Origin of the sequence: Anaeropeptidivorans aminofermentans, assembly GCF_940670685.1 — a bacterium.
Lineage (GTDB): Bacteria > Bacillota > Clostridia > Lachnospirales > UBA5962 > Anaeropeptidivorans > Anaeropeptidivorans aminofermentans.
Genome location: NZ_OW711693.1, coordinates 3,489,675 through 3,508,386, shown reverse-complemented (window position 1 = coordinate 3,508,386; position 18,712 = coordinate 3,489,675). Strand labels below are relative to the sequence as shown.

9 protein-coding genes are annotated in these 18,712 nt (G+C 37.0%); 6 read left to right on the top strand and 3 right to left on the bottom strand.

All coding sequences use genetic code 11. The features are described from left to right. Positions 1–8 precede the first annotated feature (8 nt). Positions 9–221 (top strand): hypothetical protein, encoded by a 213-nt coding sequence (locus NBX03_RS14795; RefSeq protein ID WP_250228540.1) that lies wholly within the window; start codon positions 9–11, stop codon positions 219–221. Between the two features lie 258 nt (positions 222–479). Next, entirely contained in the window at positions 480–1,844 is a 1,365-nt protein-coding gene (locus NBX03_RS14790; protein WP_250228539.1) for a S41 family peptidase, read from the top strand. A gap of 619 nt (positions 1,845–2,463) precedes the next feature. Here the strand turns inward: NBX03_RS14790 and NBX03_RS14785 are convergent. After that, on the bottom strand, positions 2,464–3,465 hold the full coding sequence (locus NBX03_RS14785) for a copper amine oxidase N-terminal domain-containing protein (RefSeq protein ID WP_250228538.1): 1,002 nt from the start codon (positions 3,463–3,465) through the stop codon (positions 2,464–2,466). Between the two features lie 421 nt (positions 3,466–3,886). On the opposite strand from NBX03_RS14785, the gene NBX03_RS14780 reads away from it, so the two are divergent. Beyond that, positions 3,887–5,506 (top strand): CTP synthase, encoded by a 1,620-nt coding sequence (locus NBX03_RS14780; protein ID WP_250228537.1) that lies wholly within the window; start codon positions 3,887–3,889, stop codon positions 5,504–5,506. 52 nt (positions 5,507–5,558) lie between these two features. On the opposite strand, the gene NBX03_RS14775 is transcribed toward NBX03_RS14780, so the two are convergent. Further along, entirely contained in the window at positions 5,559–6,047 is a 489-nt protein-coding gene (locus tag NBX03_RS14775) for an NUDIX domain-containing protein (protein ID WP_250228536.1), read from the bottom strand. Between the two features lie 819 nt (positions 6,048–6,866). On the opposite strand from NBX03_RS14775, the gene NBX03_RS14770 reads away from it, so the two are divergent. Further along, positions 6,867–9,656 carry a copper amine oxidase N-terminal domain-containing protein gene (locus NBX03_RS14770; protein WP_250228535.1) on the top strand — a complete coding sequence of 930 codons (2,790 nt, stop codon included), beginning with the start codon at positions 6,867–6,869 and terminating at the stop codon, positions 9,654–9,656. Positions 9,657–10,504: 848 nt separating this feature from the next. Next, on the top strand, positions 10,505–13,879 hold the full coding sequence (locus NBX03_RS14765) for a copper amine oxidase N-terminal domain-containing protein (RefSeq protein WP_250228534.1): 3,375 nt from the start codon (positions 10,505–10,507) through the stop codon (positions 13,877–13,879). 616 nt (positions 13,880–14,495) lie between these two features. Here NBX03_RS14765 and galE read toward each other — a convergent pair. Continuing rightward, a complete protein-coding gene (gene galE, locus NBX03_RS14760; protein ID WP_250228533.1) occupies positions 14,496–15,491 on the bottom strand; it encodes a UDP-glucose 4-epimerase GalE in 996 nt (331 codons plus the stop codon). A 1,313-nt stretch (positions 15,492–16,804) separates the two neighbouring features. Here galE and abc-f point away from each other — a divergent pair. Further along, on the top strand, positions 16,805–18,385 hold the full coding sequence (gene abc-f / locus NBX03_RS14755; protein ID WP_250228532.1) for a ribosomal protection-like ABC-F family protein: 1,581 nt from the start codon (positions 16,805–16,807) through the stop codon (positions 18,383–18,385). Positions 18,386–18,712 lie beyond the last annotated feature (327 nt).

Here is an 18,712-nt window from a genome sequence, read left to right as displayed (position 1 = left end):
CTTTAATTATGATGAAAAGCCATGTACTTACAGAACAGGCAGATATGATTCAAATGTCTCCTGTGAATTTAATGAGTGATGGCCTTGGTTGCAAAGCAATCCAAATTTTATCAACATCTATGCAGCGGGGCAGAAGCGTATTCTTGCCCTGCTGTAAGCTTTTATTCATAATGAAAAGTCATAAACTTATAGAACAGGGCAGATGCGGTTCAAACAGATAGTAAATTTTTAAAAAGAAGCAATAAAAGCTTTGAATATACGGTTTTAGTACTGCTTAACTTTAAATTTATTATATCATAACCGTAGTTTTTGCTCATACATTTTCTGAAAGAAAATGTATTCGTGAATAAAATCAAGCAAGGCTTGACTTTATTCATATTATATCCTGTGAACTTAGTAAGTGACGGTTTAGATTGCAAAGGAGTCCAAATTTCATTGATAAAAGAGCGCTAAAGTTTATTTGGGAGGATTAGGATAATATGCTAAAAAGAAAAATCACGGCGGCATTAATGGCAGCGGCATTAACATTAACCCCGGTTAAAAATGCATATGCATTGGAAAATTACTGGGCGCTGGGAGAAATAATGGAAATAATAGACGATGCGTACGTAGGAGAAAAGCCGAATGAAGATGAGATTTTTTATTCGGCGCTCCACGGCATAGCGGATTCCCTCGATGGATACTCCCAATTTTTTACGGAAGGTGAGCTTCAATCCTTTCTTTCATCTATGGAAACGGAAGGCTATCTGTTCGGCATCGCAATTGACGAAGACAGCAAAGGAAACGTATACATCAAAGAGGTATTAAAAGGAAGTACAGCCGAAGAAGAAGGCCTGCAGGAAAAGGACCAGATTGTGAAAGTAAACGGTGTTTTAGTTTCAGGCTATGATTCTTATTATATCCTTGAAATTTTAAATCAAAGAGCGGACGGTACGGCATCGGTTGAAATCCTTAGAAGCGGCGTGCCTATGAAAAAAGAGCTTAAAAAAACAGATATATCCTATCCCATGGTTGAAAAAAAGAATCTGCTTGCTATCCTTCCTCCGGAAGAAACAAAAAATAGGCCGGAAATATTGAAAAACACAGGATATTTAGCGGTAAAAGTTATAGGAGAGGGTGCAGCTCAAGAGCTTTCAGATGCTTTAAAGGTTTTGAAAACCGAAGGGAAAACAAATTTAATACTGGACCTCAGAGGGAATACGGGAGGTTATTTTGACGAAGGAATTGAAATATGCAGGCTTCTTGTGCCCGAAGGCAATATAATAACCAAGGTAGACAGTAAAGGCAATAAAACGGAGGTAAAATCCACTCTTAAAAATAAGCCCTTTAAAAACATTATGGTTTTAGTTGACGAAAATACGGCTTCTGCCGCAGAAATAATATCATCGGCATTACAGGACAGCGGTTCTTTGATAATAGGCCGGCAAACCTACGGAAAAGGCGTAGGCCAAAGTGTTTATGAGATACCGGAAGTAGGCTATTTTAAAATAACCACGGAAAAATATTATACGAGGCTTGGCAGAGAACTGAATATGCAGGGGGTTACGCCCAATATCCCTGTGGAATATCCTGAAGCCCTCTATGTAAGAGACTATACAGCCTCATCGGATATAATAGAAATAAAAGCCCTTTTAAGCTTCTGCGGATATAAAACAGGCACAAAGGACGGCGTTCTCGATGAAGTTACAAAGGCAAGCATTCATAGCTTTAAATCCAAGAACGGTCTTGCACAGGATATGAAACTTGACAGTATAACAAAATTCGCCATGAATCAAATGCTTTATGATCAAATAAGGGAATATGATTTAGAGCTTGTTATGGCAGCAAGAAATATTTTACAGTAACTGCTAAAAGAAAGAAAATCATTTATAAATGGCTTAAAGATACGTATTTTCTTCGGAAAAAATGTATTTTTAAGCCATTTTATAATAAGGAAATAAAAAGGATATAAATACGAAGCCCGCAGGTCTTTTTAAATTAAATATAAAGTAAATTTCATATAAAGAAGCAGCAAAAGCCTGTGTGAATATATGGCTTTGCTGCTGTTTAACTTTAAATTTACTATACCCCAATAAATATGAAACAGCAGTGCTGTGAATTTACTTTTTCCTTATTTTTAATATAGTAAAGAAACTTAAAAAATTAAGTTTCTTTGCTTATAAACTGAAGGAAACTGATTAAGATTAAAGAATAAAAATCAATTTTAAATAACCGCCTTAATCCCAATATTCACTTTGGAAAAAAGCAAATTTACCATCATGGTAAAACAAGCAAAGCAGCCGCAAAAGACTTATATTCGAAATAGTTCAAAAATATACTGTTTCCTGTGGAAATCCGTGTTTTTTAAGCTATGGGGATAAGATGTTGCGGCCGCTTTGCTTTTGTTTAACTGATATACTATTTTTAATACAAAAAGCCCGATACAATTGTATCGGGCTTAAGTTATGAATTAAATTTTCTGAATTAAGCAGCAGGAGTTTCAGCTGTTTCTTCTACTGGAGCTTCATCAGCAGCTTCTTCAACAGGAGCAGCTTCTTCAGTAGTAGCCTCTGCAGCAGCTTCTTCTTCTGCAGGAGCTTCTTCAGTAGCAGCAGCAACAGCTACAACACCTTCAGCGTCAACTGTTACTGTAGCGCCTAAGATTTCTGTAAAGAAAGCAGTAGGAACCATTAAAGTACCTTCTACGTTTTCAGGAGCAGATGCTAATACAACAACTTCGCCTGCGAAGTTTGTATACTCGTTAACGCCCTGTGTAAGAATAGCAACGTTTTCACCTTTAGTGATTGTTACTACTCCTTCATTCCAGTCTACTACATAGCCTAAAGCTTCAGCGTTTGCTCTTAAAGCAAGAGTAGCAGGAAGCTCAACAGCAGGAGTCTCAGGAGTTTCAGCAGGAGTTTCTGTTTCAGCAGGAGTCTCTGTCTCAGCAGGAACTTCTTCTACAGCAGGAACAAGTGCAGTATATTCAGCTTCTGTGATTTCTTTGTTAGTAGCCTTGTCAATATAGTATGTAGCATATACTGTAAGGTTATCGCTACCCTTTAAAGTAGTTGTGATATTCTTTGTTAATTCAACTTTAGCAACTGTGTCAAGCTCAGTTACCTGATAGCCGAAAATAGCGATATCTTTTGTAGCAGCCTGAATTACGTTATCAGCGATATCCTGAGCATATACGTCGGAAGCCTTAAGAGCTACTTTCTTTGATAAATCGTCATTTCCTGTGAATACAGGAACTTTACCTAAAACAACTCCATCTGAGTTTGTAAAGGATTTTTCTGTGAGCTTAAGCTCTACCTTAACAACTTCTTCTTTAACTTCTTCTGCAGCAGCCTCTTCTGTAGGTGCGGCAACTTCCTCAGTAGCAGTAGTTTCTGCCGGTGCTGTAACAGTTTCATCAGCGAAAACCATAGCTGTAGAACCTGCCATAAGAGCGGCAGCTGTAACTAAAGCCATAAACCTTTTCATTTAATTCCCTCCTAAGATAATTATGAATATTAAGAGCTCATAGCATATCTACATTAATTATGAATCTCTTTCGTTCTATTTTTACACGAAACAGGTTAAAAATCAATAACAAAATTGTTACAAATTCGTAATGAAGCAGGCTTTCTGCCGAAACGGCCTTTCAGGGCAGGTTTTCAGGGAATTGGGCAATTACAGGCAATTTGTTCCAAAGTTAAAATAATTCCAAGCTTTATATTGACAATAAAAAGCACAGATAATATACTTAATTCCATAATAAAAATATAATAATTTTTTTTCTGAAAATCCTTGTAAGCCCGCAAGGATTTTAAATTTGATATAGAGAATTTACCGGTTACATATTTTTTGAAATTCAAGTTTTAAAAAACAAGGCCGGAAGCACAAAAAATTAGGAGTGTAAAAAATGCAGACAAAGTATATTTTTGTAACAGGCGGAGTAGTGTCCGGGCTTGGAAAGGGAATTACAGCAGCTTCATTGGGAAGGCTTTTGAAAGCCAGAGGGTACAAGGTTACCATAGAAAAATTCGATCCCTATATAAACATTGATCCGGGAACCATGAGCCCTTATCAGCACGGAGAGGTTTTTGTAACAGACGACGGCGCTGAAACAGATTTGGATTTGGGCCATTATGAAAGATTCATAGATGAAAATCTTACGATTAACAATTCCGTTACTACAGGTAAAATCTACTGGTCGGTTCTTCATAAGGAAAGAAGAGGCGACTATCTTGGGGCTACTGTTCAGGTGATTCCCCATATTACAAACGCCATTAAAGAAAGAATAGAAACTACCGCCAAGGTTACGGAATCTGACATTGTGATTACTGAAATAGGCGGAACCGTGGGAGACATTGAAAGCCTTCCTTTTTTAGAGGCCATAAGGCAGTATGCAAAGGAAGTAGGCAGAAGAAACGCTATTTTTATCCATGTTACATTAATCCCTTATCTCGAATCTTCAGGAGAAATGAAGACAAAGCCTACACAGCATTCTGTAAAGGAGCTTTTAAGCATAGGCATACAGCCTGATATCATCGTATGCCGTACAGAATATGAAATGAGCGATGACATGAAAGACAAGCTGGCTCTTTTCTGTAATGTTGAAAAAGGCTCTATTATACAAAATACAGATGTTCCTTCCTTATATGCAGTGCCGCTTCTTCTTGAACAGGAAAGACTTGCTCATATCGTGCTTGAAAAACTTCAGCTTGGCTGCCCCGAACCGGACCTTAGTCAATGGCAGGAAATCGTTGAAAAACAGCGGAATATTTCTAAAAAGGTTAAAATAGCCCTTGTGGGAAAATACGTAAAGCTTCATGATGCTTATCTTTCCATAGTGGAAAGCTTGAATCATGCCGGTATCTATAACGACGTGGATATTGATATAGACTGGATAGATGCGGAAGCCATGGATACAGAAGATGCAGATAAGTATTTAAAGGATGCAGACGGCATATTAGTTCCGGGAGGCTTCGGCGACAGAGGCGTAGAAGGAAAGATTTCCGCAGCTAAATACGCAAGAGAAAATAAAATACCTTATTTCGGCATATGCCTTGGCATGCAGTGCGCCGTTATAGAATATGCAAGAAATGTTCTTTCCTATGATAAGGCTCATACCAGCGAAATAGATTCTGAGACTTCTTACCCTGTAATAGATATTATGCCGGATCAAAAGAACATCGACGATAAGGGCGGCACTATGAGGTTAGGCTCTTATCCTTGTGTTCTTAAAGACAATACGGTTTCAAAAGAAGCCTACGGCGCAAATGAGATAAATGAAAGACACAGACACAGATATGAGTTTAACAATGAATATCGAGAAGCTATTGAAAATGCAGGCCTTTTAATAGCCGGCCTTTCTCCCGATAAGAAGCTTGTGGAAATCGTAGAGCTTCCCAGAGAAGCCCACCCATGGTATGTGGGAGTGCAGTTCCATCCTGAATTCAAATCAAGACCCAATAAGCCCCATCCGCTTTTCAAAAGCTTCATAAAGGCTGCAATTGAAAAAAATGAGAAAAACGCATAAATATAAAAATTTTAAACTTAGGCTGCCGGCTTTGCCGGCAGCCTTTGCAAATTTAAAAATCTATTAATTCTGTGAAAACCACATTTTTCAGGGCTGCAATACCACCATATATATGGTTGGAATATTTTCCTATTTTTAGATAGTGCTGTAAAACATATTTTGCAGTATAAGGCATTTCTTTCTCTAAAATATGCTTATATTGAATCCATTCCGGCTTTCCTTCATTGCATATAAGATTTACAATTAAGTTTGGCTTTAAATCCGCAAAGAAATAATAGTTTTGCCTGATTTCATTATCCTTTAACCGTAATGTGACATATTTTAATTGCAAATCGTCTAATTCGCCTTCTGAAATATTCATTTCTTCTTTTAATTCCCTAAGGACGCAGGCTCTGGCATCGTTTAATTCATATTCTTCAAAATGGCCGCCGATACCGCACCATGAAGGCGGAACTACGCTTGAACCGATTCTGTATAGCATCAGCATTTTATCATCTCTTGAAATATAGATTGAAGCCATGTTTCGTAATTTTATATCCATAATATAACTTCCTAATTATATAAATTTTAGTTACGGTATATTTTTATAAAGAAATAACAAAAGACTATTTATGAAATTATAAGAACTTATTTCCATATTAAGCATAGCACAGAGCAGTGCGCTTTTCTACGTTGTTTGATTTTTTATATAAAACAAAACATAATTAATAAAAACGTCTTATTTAGATTATTTAAAGGAACACTTTTTATTTTTGCTTTTATTTTAATCTTTCCTTCTATAAAATTTCAAATCTATATAACAAGGCTTTGTTTAAAATAAGTTTTTTATATTCATCTCATAGAAACCTGATTTTAGGTTTATTTCCTAGTGTTTTTATTTTCATGAAAAAAATGCCAGCCCTGTATATATTTCTCAACTTCTAATTTGGTATAAAAAAGTGAAGTCGGCGGATAATAATAATCGACAGCTAACCTTGATTTTGATTATTTGTTTGACTTTTTATAAGCTCCTGCCGCTTAATAAGTCATGGCTTTTTCAGTAAGTATTGGAAAAAATATGAGCTTTAAAGCCATAATGAATAATCCAAATCATGTAAAGCTATCATCATAATCTCTTGTGCTTATTTTATCTTATGCTAAATTAGCCAGAAGAAAGCTGGAAGTTTACGGCTAGCCGGAAATTTCAGAAACTGAAAAGTGAATTAGTTTAGGCATATAAATTTTTATTTTGCCGGAAAAAAGATAAAATCAAGTACCGCATGTCTAAAAATTAATTAAATAATAGGAATTGTGTCGGCACAAGAAGGGCATAGATAGTTTTTATTTTTTAAATGCCCGTAAAACATTAAGGAGGAAAGACATGATGAAAAGAAAGTTTGCTCTTTTCCTGGCGGCTGTTATGTCCATCGCGGCATTGCCCCAGGCAGCCTTCGCGGCGATTTCCGACAATTACCTTTCCAAATCCGGCTTAAATGTTCCCAATTATACGCTCTTTTATGAGCAGGGATGGCCGGGTGTATCGGGAGGATCTGTAACAGGAAACGACGACAAGGTAGAATATTGGATAGATGGTTCAAACCTTGTGATTGAGCTTAACAATACGTTAGAAAACGGTATAACCGGTACCGGAATATTTAAAGTACAACTTGAAAATGCAAGCTGGTTCTTTAGGGCAGAGGAGTCAAACTCCGTGAGTCTTCCCATACAGGCCAGTGAAACAGCAGGTATAACGTCAACCATAGCGGAAAGCCTTAAAACCAGCTACCCTGATTATATAACAGAATCAGGCGGCGCATACACTGCGAAATCAGAAGTAGTTACAACAGACTATACGGGAACAGGTTATCCTACAGATTCAACTGGAGCGAAGCTTAAAACCACTTTTAACCCCAGTGATGGTGTTTACTTCAATAACAACTATTTAAGACTTGCGCCGAATCAGGTTCAGTATATGCTTCGCGTAAGCCCTATTGATTCCTCAGTGGCTACAGTAAGCATTCTCGGTAATACAGGAGCCAGCGCAACAGACGGCGCAAAAAAGAGACTCGTTATTCCTCTTGTAGTTAGAACAGGCGGAGACGATACAGAGGTAACAGTATCCATAACAGACTCTGCAACTTCTATATCAACCAACAGATTCCTTCTTGCTCAAGGCAGCGAAGGACGTACCAGAACAACTGCAACAGGTACAGTAACCGCAAGAACAGATTTCGACTTGAAAGAGATTGTAATAAACGAACTTAGAATCGGTTCTATTAAGCAAGGTGCATCTTTTGAACTTGTAGCACCTTCGGGATATTATTTTGATAATATCAATAATGCACAGGTTTTCACAGAATCCGGCCTTAGATGGGCAAGCGGACAAAGTGGACTTGGTACAAGCACGGGAGATACTCCTGATTATACCATTAACTACAGAAACAGAAACACAAGACAGGATAGAAATATAGTGGAAGTTACCCTTCCAGGCGTAAGACCTTCGACAAATATCAGAGGTGCCTTATATATAAAAGGCCTTATGCTGGTATCTGAAGAAGTTGACGACGTAATAAGCGATCAAGAACTTTATATTGCTATCAGAGATACAGGAAACGATAGTATCACTGATGAAAGCTTTTTAGTAGGCAGGGTTGCGGATTATACCGTATCCTTGACAAGAGTAAGAGATACGATTCCTGAGCTTATATCAGGCCGTCTTGAAAGATACACCTTAATTCAAAATGGCGTATATTCTTCCGACGGAACTGTATCCGATGATGACCATAGAGCAGCAACCGTTAGGGTAGAAGAAAGAATTCCGAATGCATGGTGGTCTGAAAGAACTACAGAGTTTACTCTTCCTGAAGGTGTTAAAATCCTTAAGGCTAGGTTTACAAACGTAGAAAACCTTTCCGATGCATCAAGAACATCCCTTACAACAGTAGGCACAAGCAATGATAATGACTTCTACAACACAGGTTCAAGACAGAACAGTGTTGTAACATTAAAAGACAACAGGCTTACAATTTCGAGACTTAGCGTAAAAGACGCTTCTAAGAGAGCAAGATTCGACTTAACATTATGGCTCAATATCAGAGTAGACTTTGAAGGCGATATCGACCTTACCCTTACAGGCTCTGCAGTAACAGGCGCTGAAGGCGGAAGCTCCGTAACTATCGCAAGGGCTATCAAGCCAGTAACCGTAACCACTAAGGTATCTGATGTTAAAGTAGGTTATCAGTATCTTTCCGTAGGTGATTTTGATATTACAGAAACCAAGGCAGGAAATCTTGAGCAAGGCAAAGCAGTATATATTTCAGTAACTGATGAAATATCGTTTGATATGAGTATTGCTAAGGGCTTCACCGCTCAGGTAGTTGAAGGAAACCTTAGGATTTCAAATATCTTAACACAATCAGCCCTTGGCTATACAGGAGAAACTATCGAAGGACAGGTTAAATTCGATATAGACAGAGCCTCTACTCAAGCCTCTACAATCAGATTCTCAAACGTTCAGGTTAAGGTAGACAGAAGTGTTCCTTATTCAAACCTTTCCAATGAAAATGACAGAGGTATCAATCTTGTAGTTTGGGGACCTGCTATAGCCGGAAACTATGAAGGCCTCATAGGAGATATTAAGAAGGGTCTTCCGGCAGACACAAGCATCAATACCAGAGACTTCTTTACAGTACCTGGCATCAGAGAAAAATATATTAACGTAACTACAGCTGCAACAGGTGAAAATAACCAGTTCTCAAATGTAGTTAAGGTAACGATCGGTAATCCGGTTATCCTTATCGGCCAGGATCAGTACACGATGCCTGTATCCGCATACGTTTCAACAAGAAGCAACTCAACTATGGTACCTGTAAGATTTATCTCTAACGCTTTAGGTCTTGCAGATGAAAAGGTTAAATGGGACGACGCGTCTAAGACAGTAACCGTAGACGCAGGTACACGTATCGTACAGTTCCAGATAGGCAATACAAATTATCTTGCTAACGGCGTAAGCATTCCGATGACAAGCCCTGACGGCTTGCCGGTAGCTGCTGAAATAACCAACGAGCGTTCCTTTGTTCCTTTCAGAGCTCTTGGAGACGCCTTTAATATAACGGTAGCATGGGACGCTGCAACAAGCACAGCAACCTATAACGCACCGATTCCTCAGTAAATGTAATATAAAAAATGCTCCGGCGGGAAACCGCCGGAGTTTTTTTGCGCTTGGAAAAAGCCAAAAAGACCTCTTTTGTTTTTATGTAGAAGAAATGAATTTCTATTTTAATAAAGTATAGGTTGACATGGAAATAATTAAAAATTTATTATGCGAATGTTATAATGCCTGTAAGCACAAGTGCATATGGGCGGTTCAGGCTTGACTCTCCTTAAAAGGGAGGTGACGGCCATGACTACATACGAAACGATTGCTTTCGCTGTTTTAGTCATACATATTCTAAATTTTAGAATAAAATAACCGCCCCATCACAAGGTAAGCGGTTATTTATGTATCAATACTGCGAGCCTGACCGCCTTTAAAGCGGTTGTGCTACCGGAGCGGATGTTGACGCATCCTCTCTTTCTTATATATATAATAAAGCATAAAAAAAATAATTCAAGGTAATTTCTTTATTTAATAAATACTACAATTAATAAATACTACAATTTCATTACAATGATTACAAATCAGCAAATCCTCTTGAAATAGAATTTAAGCCATGATATATTTAATTAAACTCCGATGGATAAGATTAGCAAAAAATCTTAAACATCTTGTGATGCTTTTTTAAAAGACTTGATGAATAGGGCACTCTCTGAGGGTAACATTCACAGGGCCATTTAAAAAATGCATTGCAATTATGTTTAATTACAATATCGTTACATATTGAATTTTTTGTTGATTGTTAAAATTTGGAGTGATATAATTACCTGTGAAATGGGGCTAAGGCCTTTTTACTTGTGAAAAGACTTTGTTCACTCATAAGTACAGGTAAAATCCCAATAAAATTAAGGAGGAAATAAAGGATGAAGAGAAAATTAGCTCTTTTATTGGCTGCTGTTATGGCCGTAACAGCATTCCCAATGACCGCCATGGCTGCTTCTGAGAACAGTGTTACCAGACAGGCAGTTAAAGCGGGAGATGAAGTTCTTCTTATTGAAGAGCGTTCTGGACTTCCAGCATCTGGAACTGACTGGAGCAGAATCGGTCATTTCAAAATCTATCTTAAAGAAAGCGTTAAGGCGGGAGATACATTTAAATTATCTCTTGAAAATGCTGAATTTAATTTCGGTGGAAAGCTTACACTTGATGGAACAAACACCGAAACAACAAGATCTAGGCTTAATAATTTTTTAGCGGACAAAGGTATGGCAGTAGGTGACCTTGATACAGTTGTTCCGTTTGCAGTCGTTCCTTCAGTAAGTGTTGACGAATCCAATATTAGAACTTACAGAACCAATTTACTGACTGAACTTCAAACAGCTGATGATAATTATCCTGTTGAAGTTGAGGATGTAGTTATTAAGTATACTCTTACTGATGATACTAAAGTAACTATAAATGCTGCTACTCCAGGTAGTGGTACTGCTTCTTTTAAATCTATTGACTCAGTAATGGTAGTTGTTAGTGATGTAAAGACTTATGATAGCCTTGCGTCATTTAATACTGCACATTCTTCAACTGTTGCAGCGTTTGCGGGTACTGTAGACACTGATCTTGCAGGTTATTTAACTTCTGTAACTACTGCTATAAATACTGCAGTTGGTTCTAAAGGAACAAATGTAGTTGTTAAAGTTTTCTGGAATGATGATGATGTAACTACAATAACAACCAGTGGCGCATCTGTTGATCCTGCTGATGTTACAGTAGAAGTAGAGTATAAAGCTCTTCCTACTAGAGAAGCTACTGTAAGTGCAATAGAGAATGAGTTCCGTTATGTAGTTCAGGAGACAGTGCCTTCTGCATCAGGAAGTACAGTAGCGGACCTTAAAGCATGGAAAGCATCTTTACTTAGAGAACTTAGGGCTCTTGACAGCAAAGTTAGCGATGTTGTTGTTACTTACAATAGTGGAAAAAGTGACTTTTCAGATGACTCTGTTGCAGTTGATAGCGTTGACTCTCTTATAGAAGTAGTAGTTAGCACAACAGACAGCACAAAAGATGAGATAAAGGCATACGATCCAACTGTTGGTAGCTATGACGAAAACAGTAAAGTTTATACAAGAACTGCTGCAGGAGAAGTTCCTTATACTTTATCAATCGGCAGCGGACTTACAACAGCTACTGTAAGAATATCTGCAAATGCTGGCGCAGGTGCTTCAATCTATATTCCTATCGTTGTTGAATTAGTTGGCGACAAAGATGAGTACAGAATCCGTGTATCTGATGCAGGTAACACTACAATTTCCGAAACATCACATGTATTTGCTTCAAAAGCAGACGGAAAAACAAAAGCTTATGTTAAAGATACTGTAACAGCAAGAAGCCAGTTCGAGCTTAAGAGAATCATCATCGAAGAGAAGAAGCTTGCTTCTATCAAAGATGGCTCTTTCTACTTAAAAGCTCCTAAGGGCTATGAATTCACAAGCGTAAGCAAGATTAAGATTGGTATTGAGCCTGGTCTTTCAGGAAACATAAGTGCCTCTACCGTAGATTATGACGATAGAAGAGATAAAATAGACCACTCTACATTATTATTCAATATTAAGGGTATCAATCAATCTACAGACGTAAAAGGTGCTCTTTATATAGAAGGTGTTGTATTAGTAGCTGAAGATGAAGAAACCATCAAAACAGGCGATGTGAACTTAACGATCGACAACTATGGTTCTTCAACAATCTACACAGAAGAATCCTTCAAGGTAGCTACAGCTTCTGATTACACAATCGAGCTTAAGAGAACTAAAGATGCTATCCCTACTTTAGTTTCCGGCCGTTTAGAAGGCAATGTAAAATATGCTGATAATAAGAAAGCTTTTGCCGGTATGGACGACAATCTTGACGATGAATACCACAAAGCTGCAAGAGTAAAAGTTTCTGAAAAAATACCTGCTGCTTGGTGGGCAGAAAGAACTACTAAATTAACTCTTCCAGAGGACGTAACAATCCTTAAGGCTAAATTCGATAAGATTACAAACCTTATTGATGATTCCAAAACAGCACTTCAGGAAGGTACAACTGGAGACAAAGACGCTATCTACTACAACACTCAGAAGAAAGTAAACAGAGTAACTGTAGACGATAACGAACTTATCATCACAAACCTTAAGATTGAAAAAGATAAAAAGGCTAGCTTTGAGTTAGACTTATGGTTAGGTATGGCTGTTAATTTTGAAGGCGACATCGACCTTACACTTAGCGGTTCTGCAGTAGAAAAATCAACAAATGAAGATTATCCAAAAGTAACAATAGCTAAGGCTATTAAGCCTGTTGAAGTTAAAGTTGATAAAGTATCTGAAGTTCAGGTAGGCTATCAGTACTTTACAGTTAGCGACTTCTCCATCACTGAGACAGCAGCTGGCAACCTTCTTAAAGGCAAAGAAGTTAGAGTATCTATCACAGACGGTATCTCTATCGATATGGAAATCGCTAAAGGCTTCACAGCTAAAGTAACTGAAGGAGATCTTAAGATTTCTAACGTTACAACATCAAGCGTTCTTTCTACAAGACCTAACGCTAACACTAAGACAGAAGGCCAGATTACATTTGAAATCGACAGAGAATCTGACGAAGCTTCAACAATTTCCTTCTCAAACGTTCAGGTTAAGGTAAGCAGAAACGTTCCTTACTCCAACCTTTCCGCTTCTGAGGACAGAGGTATTGATTTAGTAGTATGGGGCAATGCAATCGCTCAGAACTACTATCAGCTTGCTGAAAATGACGAAACTAAGTTTGTAAACCAGAACGACTTATTTACAGTACCTGGCGTTTCCGCTAAGTACATCAACGTTGTAACTGTAGCTAACGATGCAAGTTCTGAATTCAAGAACACTGTTAAAGTTACAATCGGCAACCCTGTAATCAAGATCAACGATCAAGATTTCACAATGCCTGTTGCAGCTTATGTTTCAACAGCAAGCAACTCAACTATGGTTCCTGTAAGATTCGTAGCTAACGCTCTCGGCCTTGCAGATGAAACAGTTAAATGGGATGATGCTAACAAGACAGTTACTGTAGACGCTGGTACTCGTATCGTTCAGTTCCAGATTGGAAACACTAACTACCTTGTAAACGGTGTAAGCGTTCCTATGGTAAGCCCAGATGGATTACCAGTAGCAGCTGAAATCACAAGCGAAAGAGCTTTCATACCTTTCCGTGCATTAGGCGAAGCTTTCAACGTAACAGTTGGTTGGGATGCAGCTACATCAACAGCTACTTACAATGCAGCTGAAGCAAAATAATTAAGCCTTAGGCTTATAATAAAAACCGGTCCTATGGACCGGTTTTTTGTTGGAAAAATTCTGGTTAAGGGTAAATTAATATAGTAGATTTAAAATAAAATAGGAAGAAAACTATAATTTACGTTGCTTTGAAAATGTACTGTTTCTCAAAGGGAAACTGTGCTTTAAGGCTATCGAAATAGGCATTTGTTTCTTCTTTATAAGAAATTACTATAAATTATAAATTCTTTGAAATTTTATATTTCAAAAAGCAATTGTATTAAGGAGGCGATGCTAGCATCGCCCCCTTAAAATCTAATATCCAATTTAAAAATTGAAATTTTATATGTTTCATGCATTATGGTGTAGGTGGTATTAATTGTCTTAAGCCAATTACAAAGGCTATATGGGTGCTTGCATATTGATTTCTACAATGGACTTCTGTGGGTTTGTATGGAATAATATCTTCTAGATGAACACGCTTATTATTTTGCTCAAACATATTAGGAAGTGGAATAAGATATAATTTTTTGAAAATTCTAATATTGCAGTATATATCATAATTAGTCGGTTTTAGTCAAAAAAGGGGGGAGATGCTAGCATCGCCCTCTTTCAATTCAATATTCAATTAAACAGCCTATAAACTTTTCTGGAAGTTCCATGTATCGCGGCACATATCTTGTAATGTTCTTGTAGCTTTGAAATCAAGCTCTTTTTCAGCTTTTTCCACATCTGCAATGGATAATGGCGTGTCGCCCGGACGTCTTTCGGTTATTGTATAGGGTATTTTTATTCCATTGGCGTTTTCAAAGGCAGAGATAAGCTCCAAAACGCTTGCACCTTTTCCCGTGCCTAGATTATATACATCATAGCCGGGGCTTCCTTTTAGCTTCATAAGGGCCTTAATATGGCCTTCTGCAAGGTCGCATACGTGAATGTAGTCTCTTATGCCGGTTCCGTCGGGTGTATCGTAATCATTTCCGAAGACTTTAAGTTCCGGCAGCTTACCGGAAGCCACCTGAGCAATATAAGGAAGAAGATTATTGGGTATTCCCTGAGGGTTTTCTCCTATAAGGCCGGAAGAATGAGCGCCTAAAGGATTAAAATATCTTAGAGAAATAATATTCCAGCTATCATCGGAATGATGAAGGTCTTCAAGCATTCGCTCAATCATTATTTTCGACTGGCCATAAGGATTTGTGGCGGAGGTTTCACTGTCCTCTTTATAGGGAGGCGTTGCCTTGTCGCCGTAAACAGTTGCAGAAGAGCTGAATATAAGGTTTTTGACATGATGATTGTCCATTATATGAAGGAGATTTATAGTGGAGCATAGATTGTTTTCATAGTAATATAAAGGCTTCTGCACAGATTGGCCTACGGCCTTTAAGGCAGCAAAATGAATTACTGAGTCGATTTTTTCTGTTTGAAAAAGATGATCTATATCTGATTTGCTGCGAAGGTCGATATTATAAAAATTAAAATCCTTGCCGGTAATCTTTTTAATTTTCTCTATGACGTCGTTACTTGAATTTGAAAAATTATCGCAGATTACGATGTCAAATCCTTTTTCCAAAAGCATGACTGCTGTATGGCTTCCTATATAGCCGGCGCCTCCTGTAATAAGTATTGCCATTTTACACCTCGATTCAATTTTTTGTGTTTTATAGGCCATATAAAACATTCCTAGAGAAGGATATTTAAGTATCTGGTTTAATTTTATAGTATTGTGGAAAAATAATCAAATTAAGAATAGATGAAAAATCTTTGAATATATTGATGCTATCTATTAAGGTAAGAAAAACTTTAGCCAGAAATTAGAGACGGTGCAACTTATTCTCTGTCATTCACTGATTTTTATAGAAACGCCGTCCTTTTGAATATGTTGTCTGTGTTCGCTTCTATCTATTTTCTTTATATTTCATTTTCAAAGTCAATGCCAAGGGTTTCTGAAAGTCCCAATAAATAGCTATATCGGCTAGTTCTTTTCTTAAATCTTCTTTTTTTGTATATGTGTCACAGGCCTCTGTAATTCGCCGTATAGATAACAGAATTTTTTATAAATATCCGTGATGTTAAACTTTTTATCAATTTTATCTTTATAAACTTTTTTTAAAATTGCTCTAAATCAACCTGATGGATGTTTCCGTCTGTAAAACAAATACCAAATAAATTTTATCCTATTTATTTTTATGAGTTAAAGGGAAGTTTATCAAGGAATTTAAGAGCAGCTAATGGGCTATGTATAGGGTTCTGTAGCTTTTAATTTTCACTATGCTGTTAATAAAATTAGGCAGCAGAACCTAATTAAATAAGATTTAAAATTCCATAAGAACCCAGTTTGCAAGTTAAATTATCTTATTTTATGAAACCAAATATAATTTTAAATATACATTCTTTTCAAAAACCCCAATAAAAAGGAAAAATTTTACCGCACAAAAATTTGACAAAACTATAGAAATCGTTTATTATAAAACTATTCTATTTTGATTATTGAAGGAGCTGAAAAAATGATAGATCATTCTTGCTAATTAATTTAACTTATTAAGGGTTATTTTGTTATGCAGGAATGTTAATCATACCTTTTGGGGTCCTTTTTTGTTGTACTTTTAAGCCTCAGGATTAACATGTGCCTGAGGCTATTTTTTTGCAGATGCAAAGGCCTTGGGAAAAGTGAAATTAAAATATTTTCTAATTGCTTATGAGTAATCAACTTAAAAATGAGTTTGGTAACCATAAAAGAGCGTATACTTAAAAATGATTTAAATGATTTATAAGCTTACATTTATATTATTTTGAGTTTGCTAAGGATAAAATAAATTGCCAAAGTGCTTTTATGCCACAGGTATAGTGGGCTTAAGTAAAAGAAAATATGATTTTCACTTAATAAAAAGTATTACTGCTGAACCCAGACAAAATAACCTTCTGAAAGCAAAAGGAGGAAGCATTATGTCGCTTATAAATGTAAAAGGCCTTACCTTCAGTTATGAGGGGAGTTATGAAAATATATTTGAGAATACGTCTTTTCAGATTGATACCGATTGGAAGCTTGGCTTCATAGGGCGAAATGGCAGAGGGAAAACTACGTTTTTAAACCTCTTGATGGGAAGATATTCTTATCAGGGAGAAATATCTTCGTCGGTAGATTTCACTTATTTTCCATTTCCCGTTTATAATGAGGAAAGAGAAACCCTTACTGTAATAAGAGAATCCATAGGGCCATTTGAAGAAATGCAAAGAAAGATGGAGGCTTTAATAGAAAAGGGAACAGAAGAAGCTCTTTATGAATATGGGGAAGTTTTAGAGAAGTTTAATTTAATGGACGGCTATATTATTGATGAAAAGATTCAGAAGGAAGCTTCCATGTTAGGTCTGACAGAGGATATTCTGAATAGGCCCTTCAATACCTTAAGCAATGGTGAAAGAACAAAGGCCTTGCTTTCAGGATTGTTTTTAAGGAAGGATAACTTTCTTCTGATAGATGAGCCTACGGACCATCTTGATTTGGAGGGCAGGCATCAGGTATCGGATTATTTAAGCAGGAAAAAGGGCTTTATTGTGGTTTCCCACGATAGGGCGTTTCTGGATAAGATTATTGACCATGTTTTAGTAATCAATAAAAACAATATAGAGGTTCAAAAGGGAAATTACAGCTCATGGCAATTCAATAAAGATAGGCAGGATAGCTTTGAGCTTGAACAAAATATGAAGCTAAAAAAAGAAATCAGCAGGCTTACAGAATCTGCAAGGCAGAAGGCTCAATGGTCGGATAAATTAGAAGCCAGTAAAATAGGGAGCCATGTGTATGACAGAGGAGCAGTGGGTGCTCAGGCTGCAAGAATAATGAAAAAATCCAAAAATGCTGAAAGAAGAGCCAATGATGCCTTGGAAGAGAAAAAAGCGCTGCTTAAAAATATAGAAAAGCAAGGCAAGCTGAAAATACAAAGCAAAGATTACCATAAGGATTTGTATATTGAAATTAAATCCCTTTCGGCAGGATATGGAGATAAAGAGGTTTTTGAGAATGTTCATATGCAGCTTTTTAAAGGCGATAGGCTTTTAGTAAAGGGGAAGAACGGGAAAGGAAAAAGCACTTTAATAGGGCTTATTTCAGGCCGCGGAAAGGCTGTAATCACTCAAGGAGAATTATATGTGCCTCCGGGTCTTACCATATCCTACGTAAGCCAAAACGCCGATTATTTAAAGGGCAGTATGAAAGAGTTTATATTAGAGGAGGAGCTTGACGAGGTTCTTTTTAAATCTATATTAAGGAACCTGGGATTCCCGAGAGAAAGCTTTGAAAAAAACATTGAAGAATTAAGCTCCGGCCAGCGAAAAAAGCTCTTGATTGCAAGAAGCCTTTCAGGTAAGGCCCATATTTATATCTGGGATGAGCCTTTAAATTATGTAGATATTATATCAAGAATACAAATAGAGGAGCTTATTTTAAGTTACCGGCCTACGATGATATTTATAGAGCATGATGAGATGTTTGGGGAAAAAATAGCAACGAAGGTATTGGAATTATAGAGAAAAAGTATGGATGTAGTAAATTTATTATAAAGAAGCAGCAAAAGCCTATTCTTAGCAGGCTCATGGTTGCCAAACAAAAAACATGTTTGATAACCATAAGAAAACGTTCACTTAAAAAGGATACTGGCATAAGCCAGTATCCTTTTTAAGTGAACTTAGTATAAAAATACAGGCGTCCTTTGGAAATACAATGAAATTGCCTTTATACCGTTACCGCAATATCCATATATAAAATTAATTAAAGGTGGTTTCCCAAAAGGCCATTTATAATATTTTTGCTAAAATGCATTTTTGAGGCCAAGTGCATATACGGCTTTGTCATTA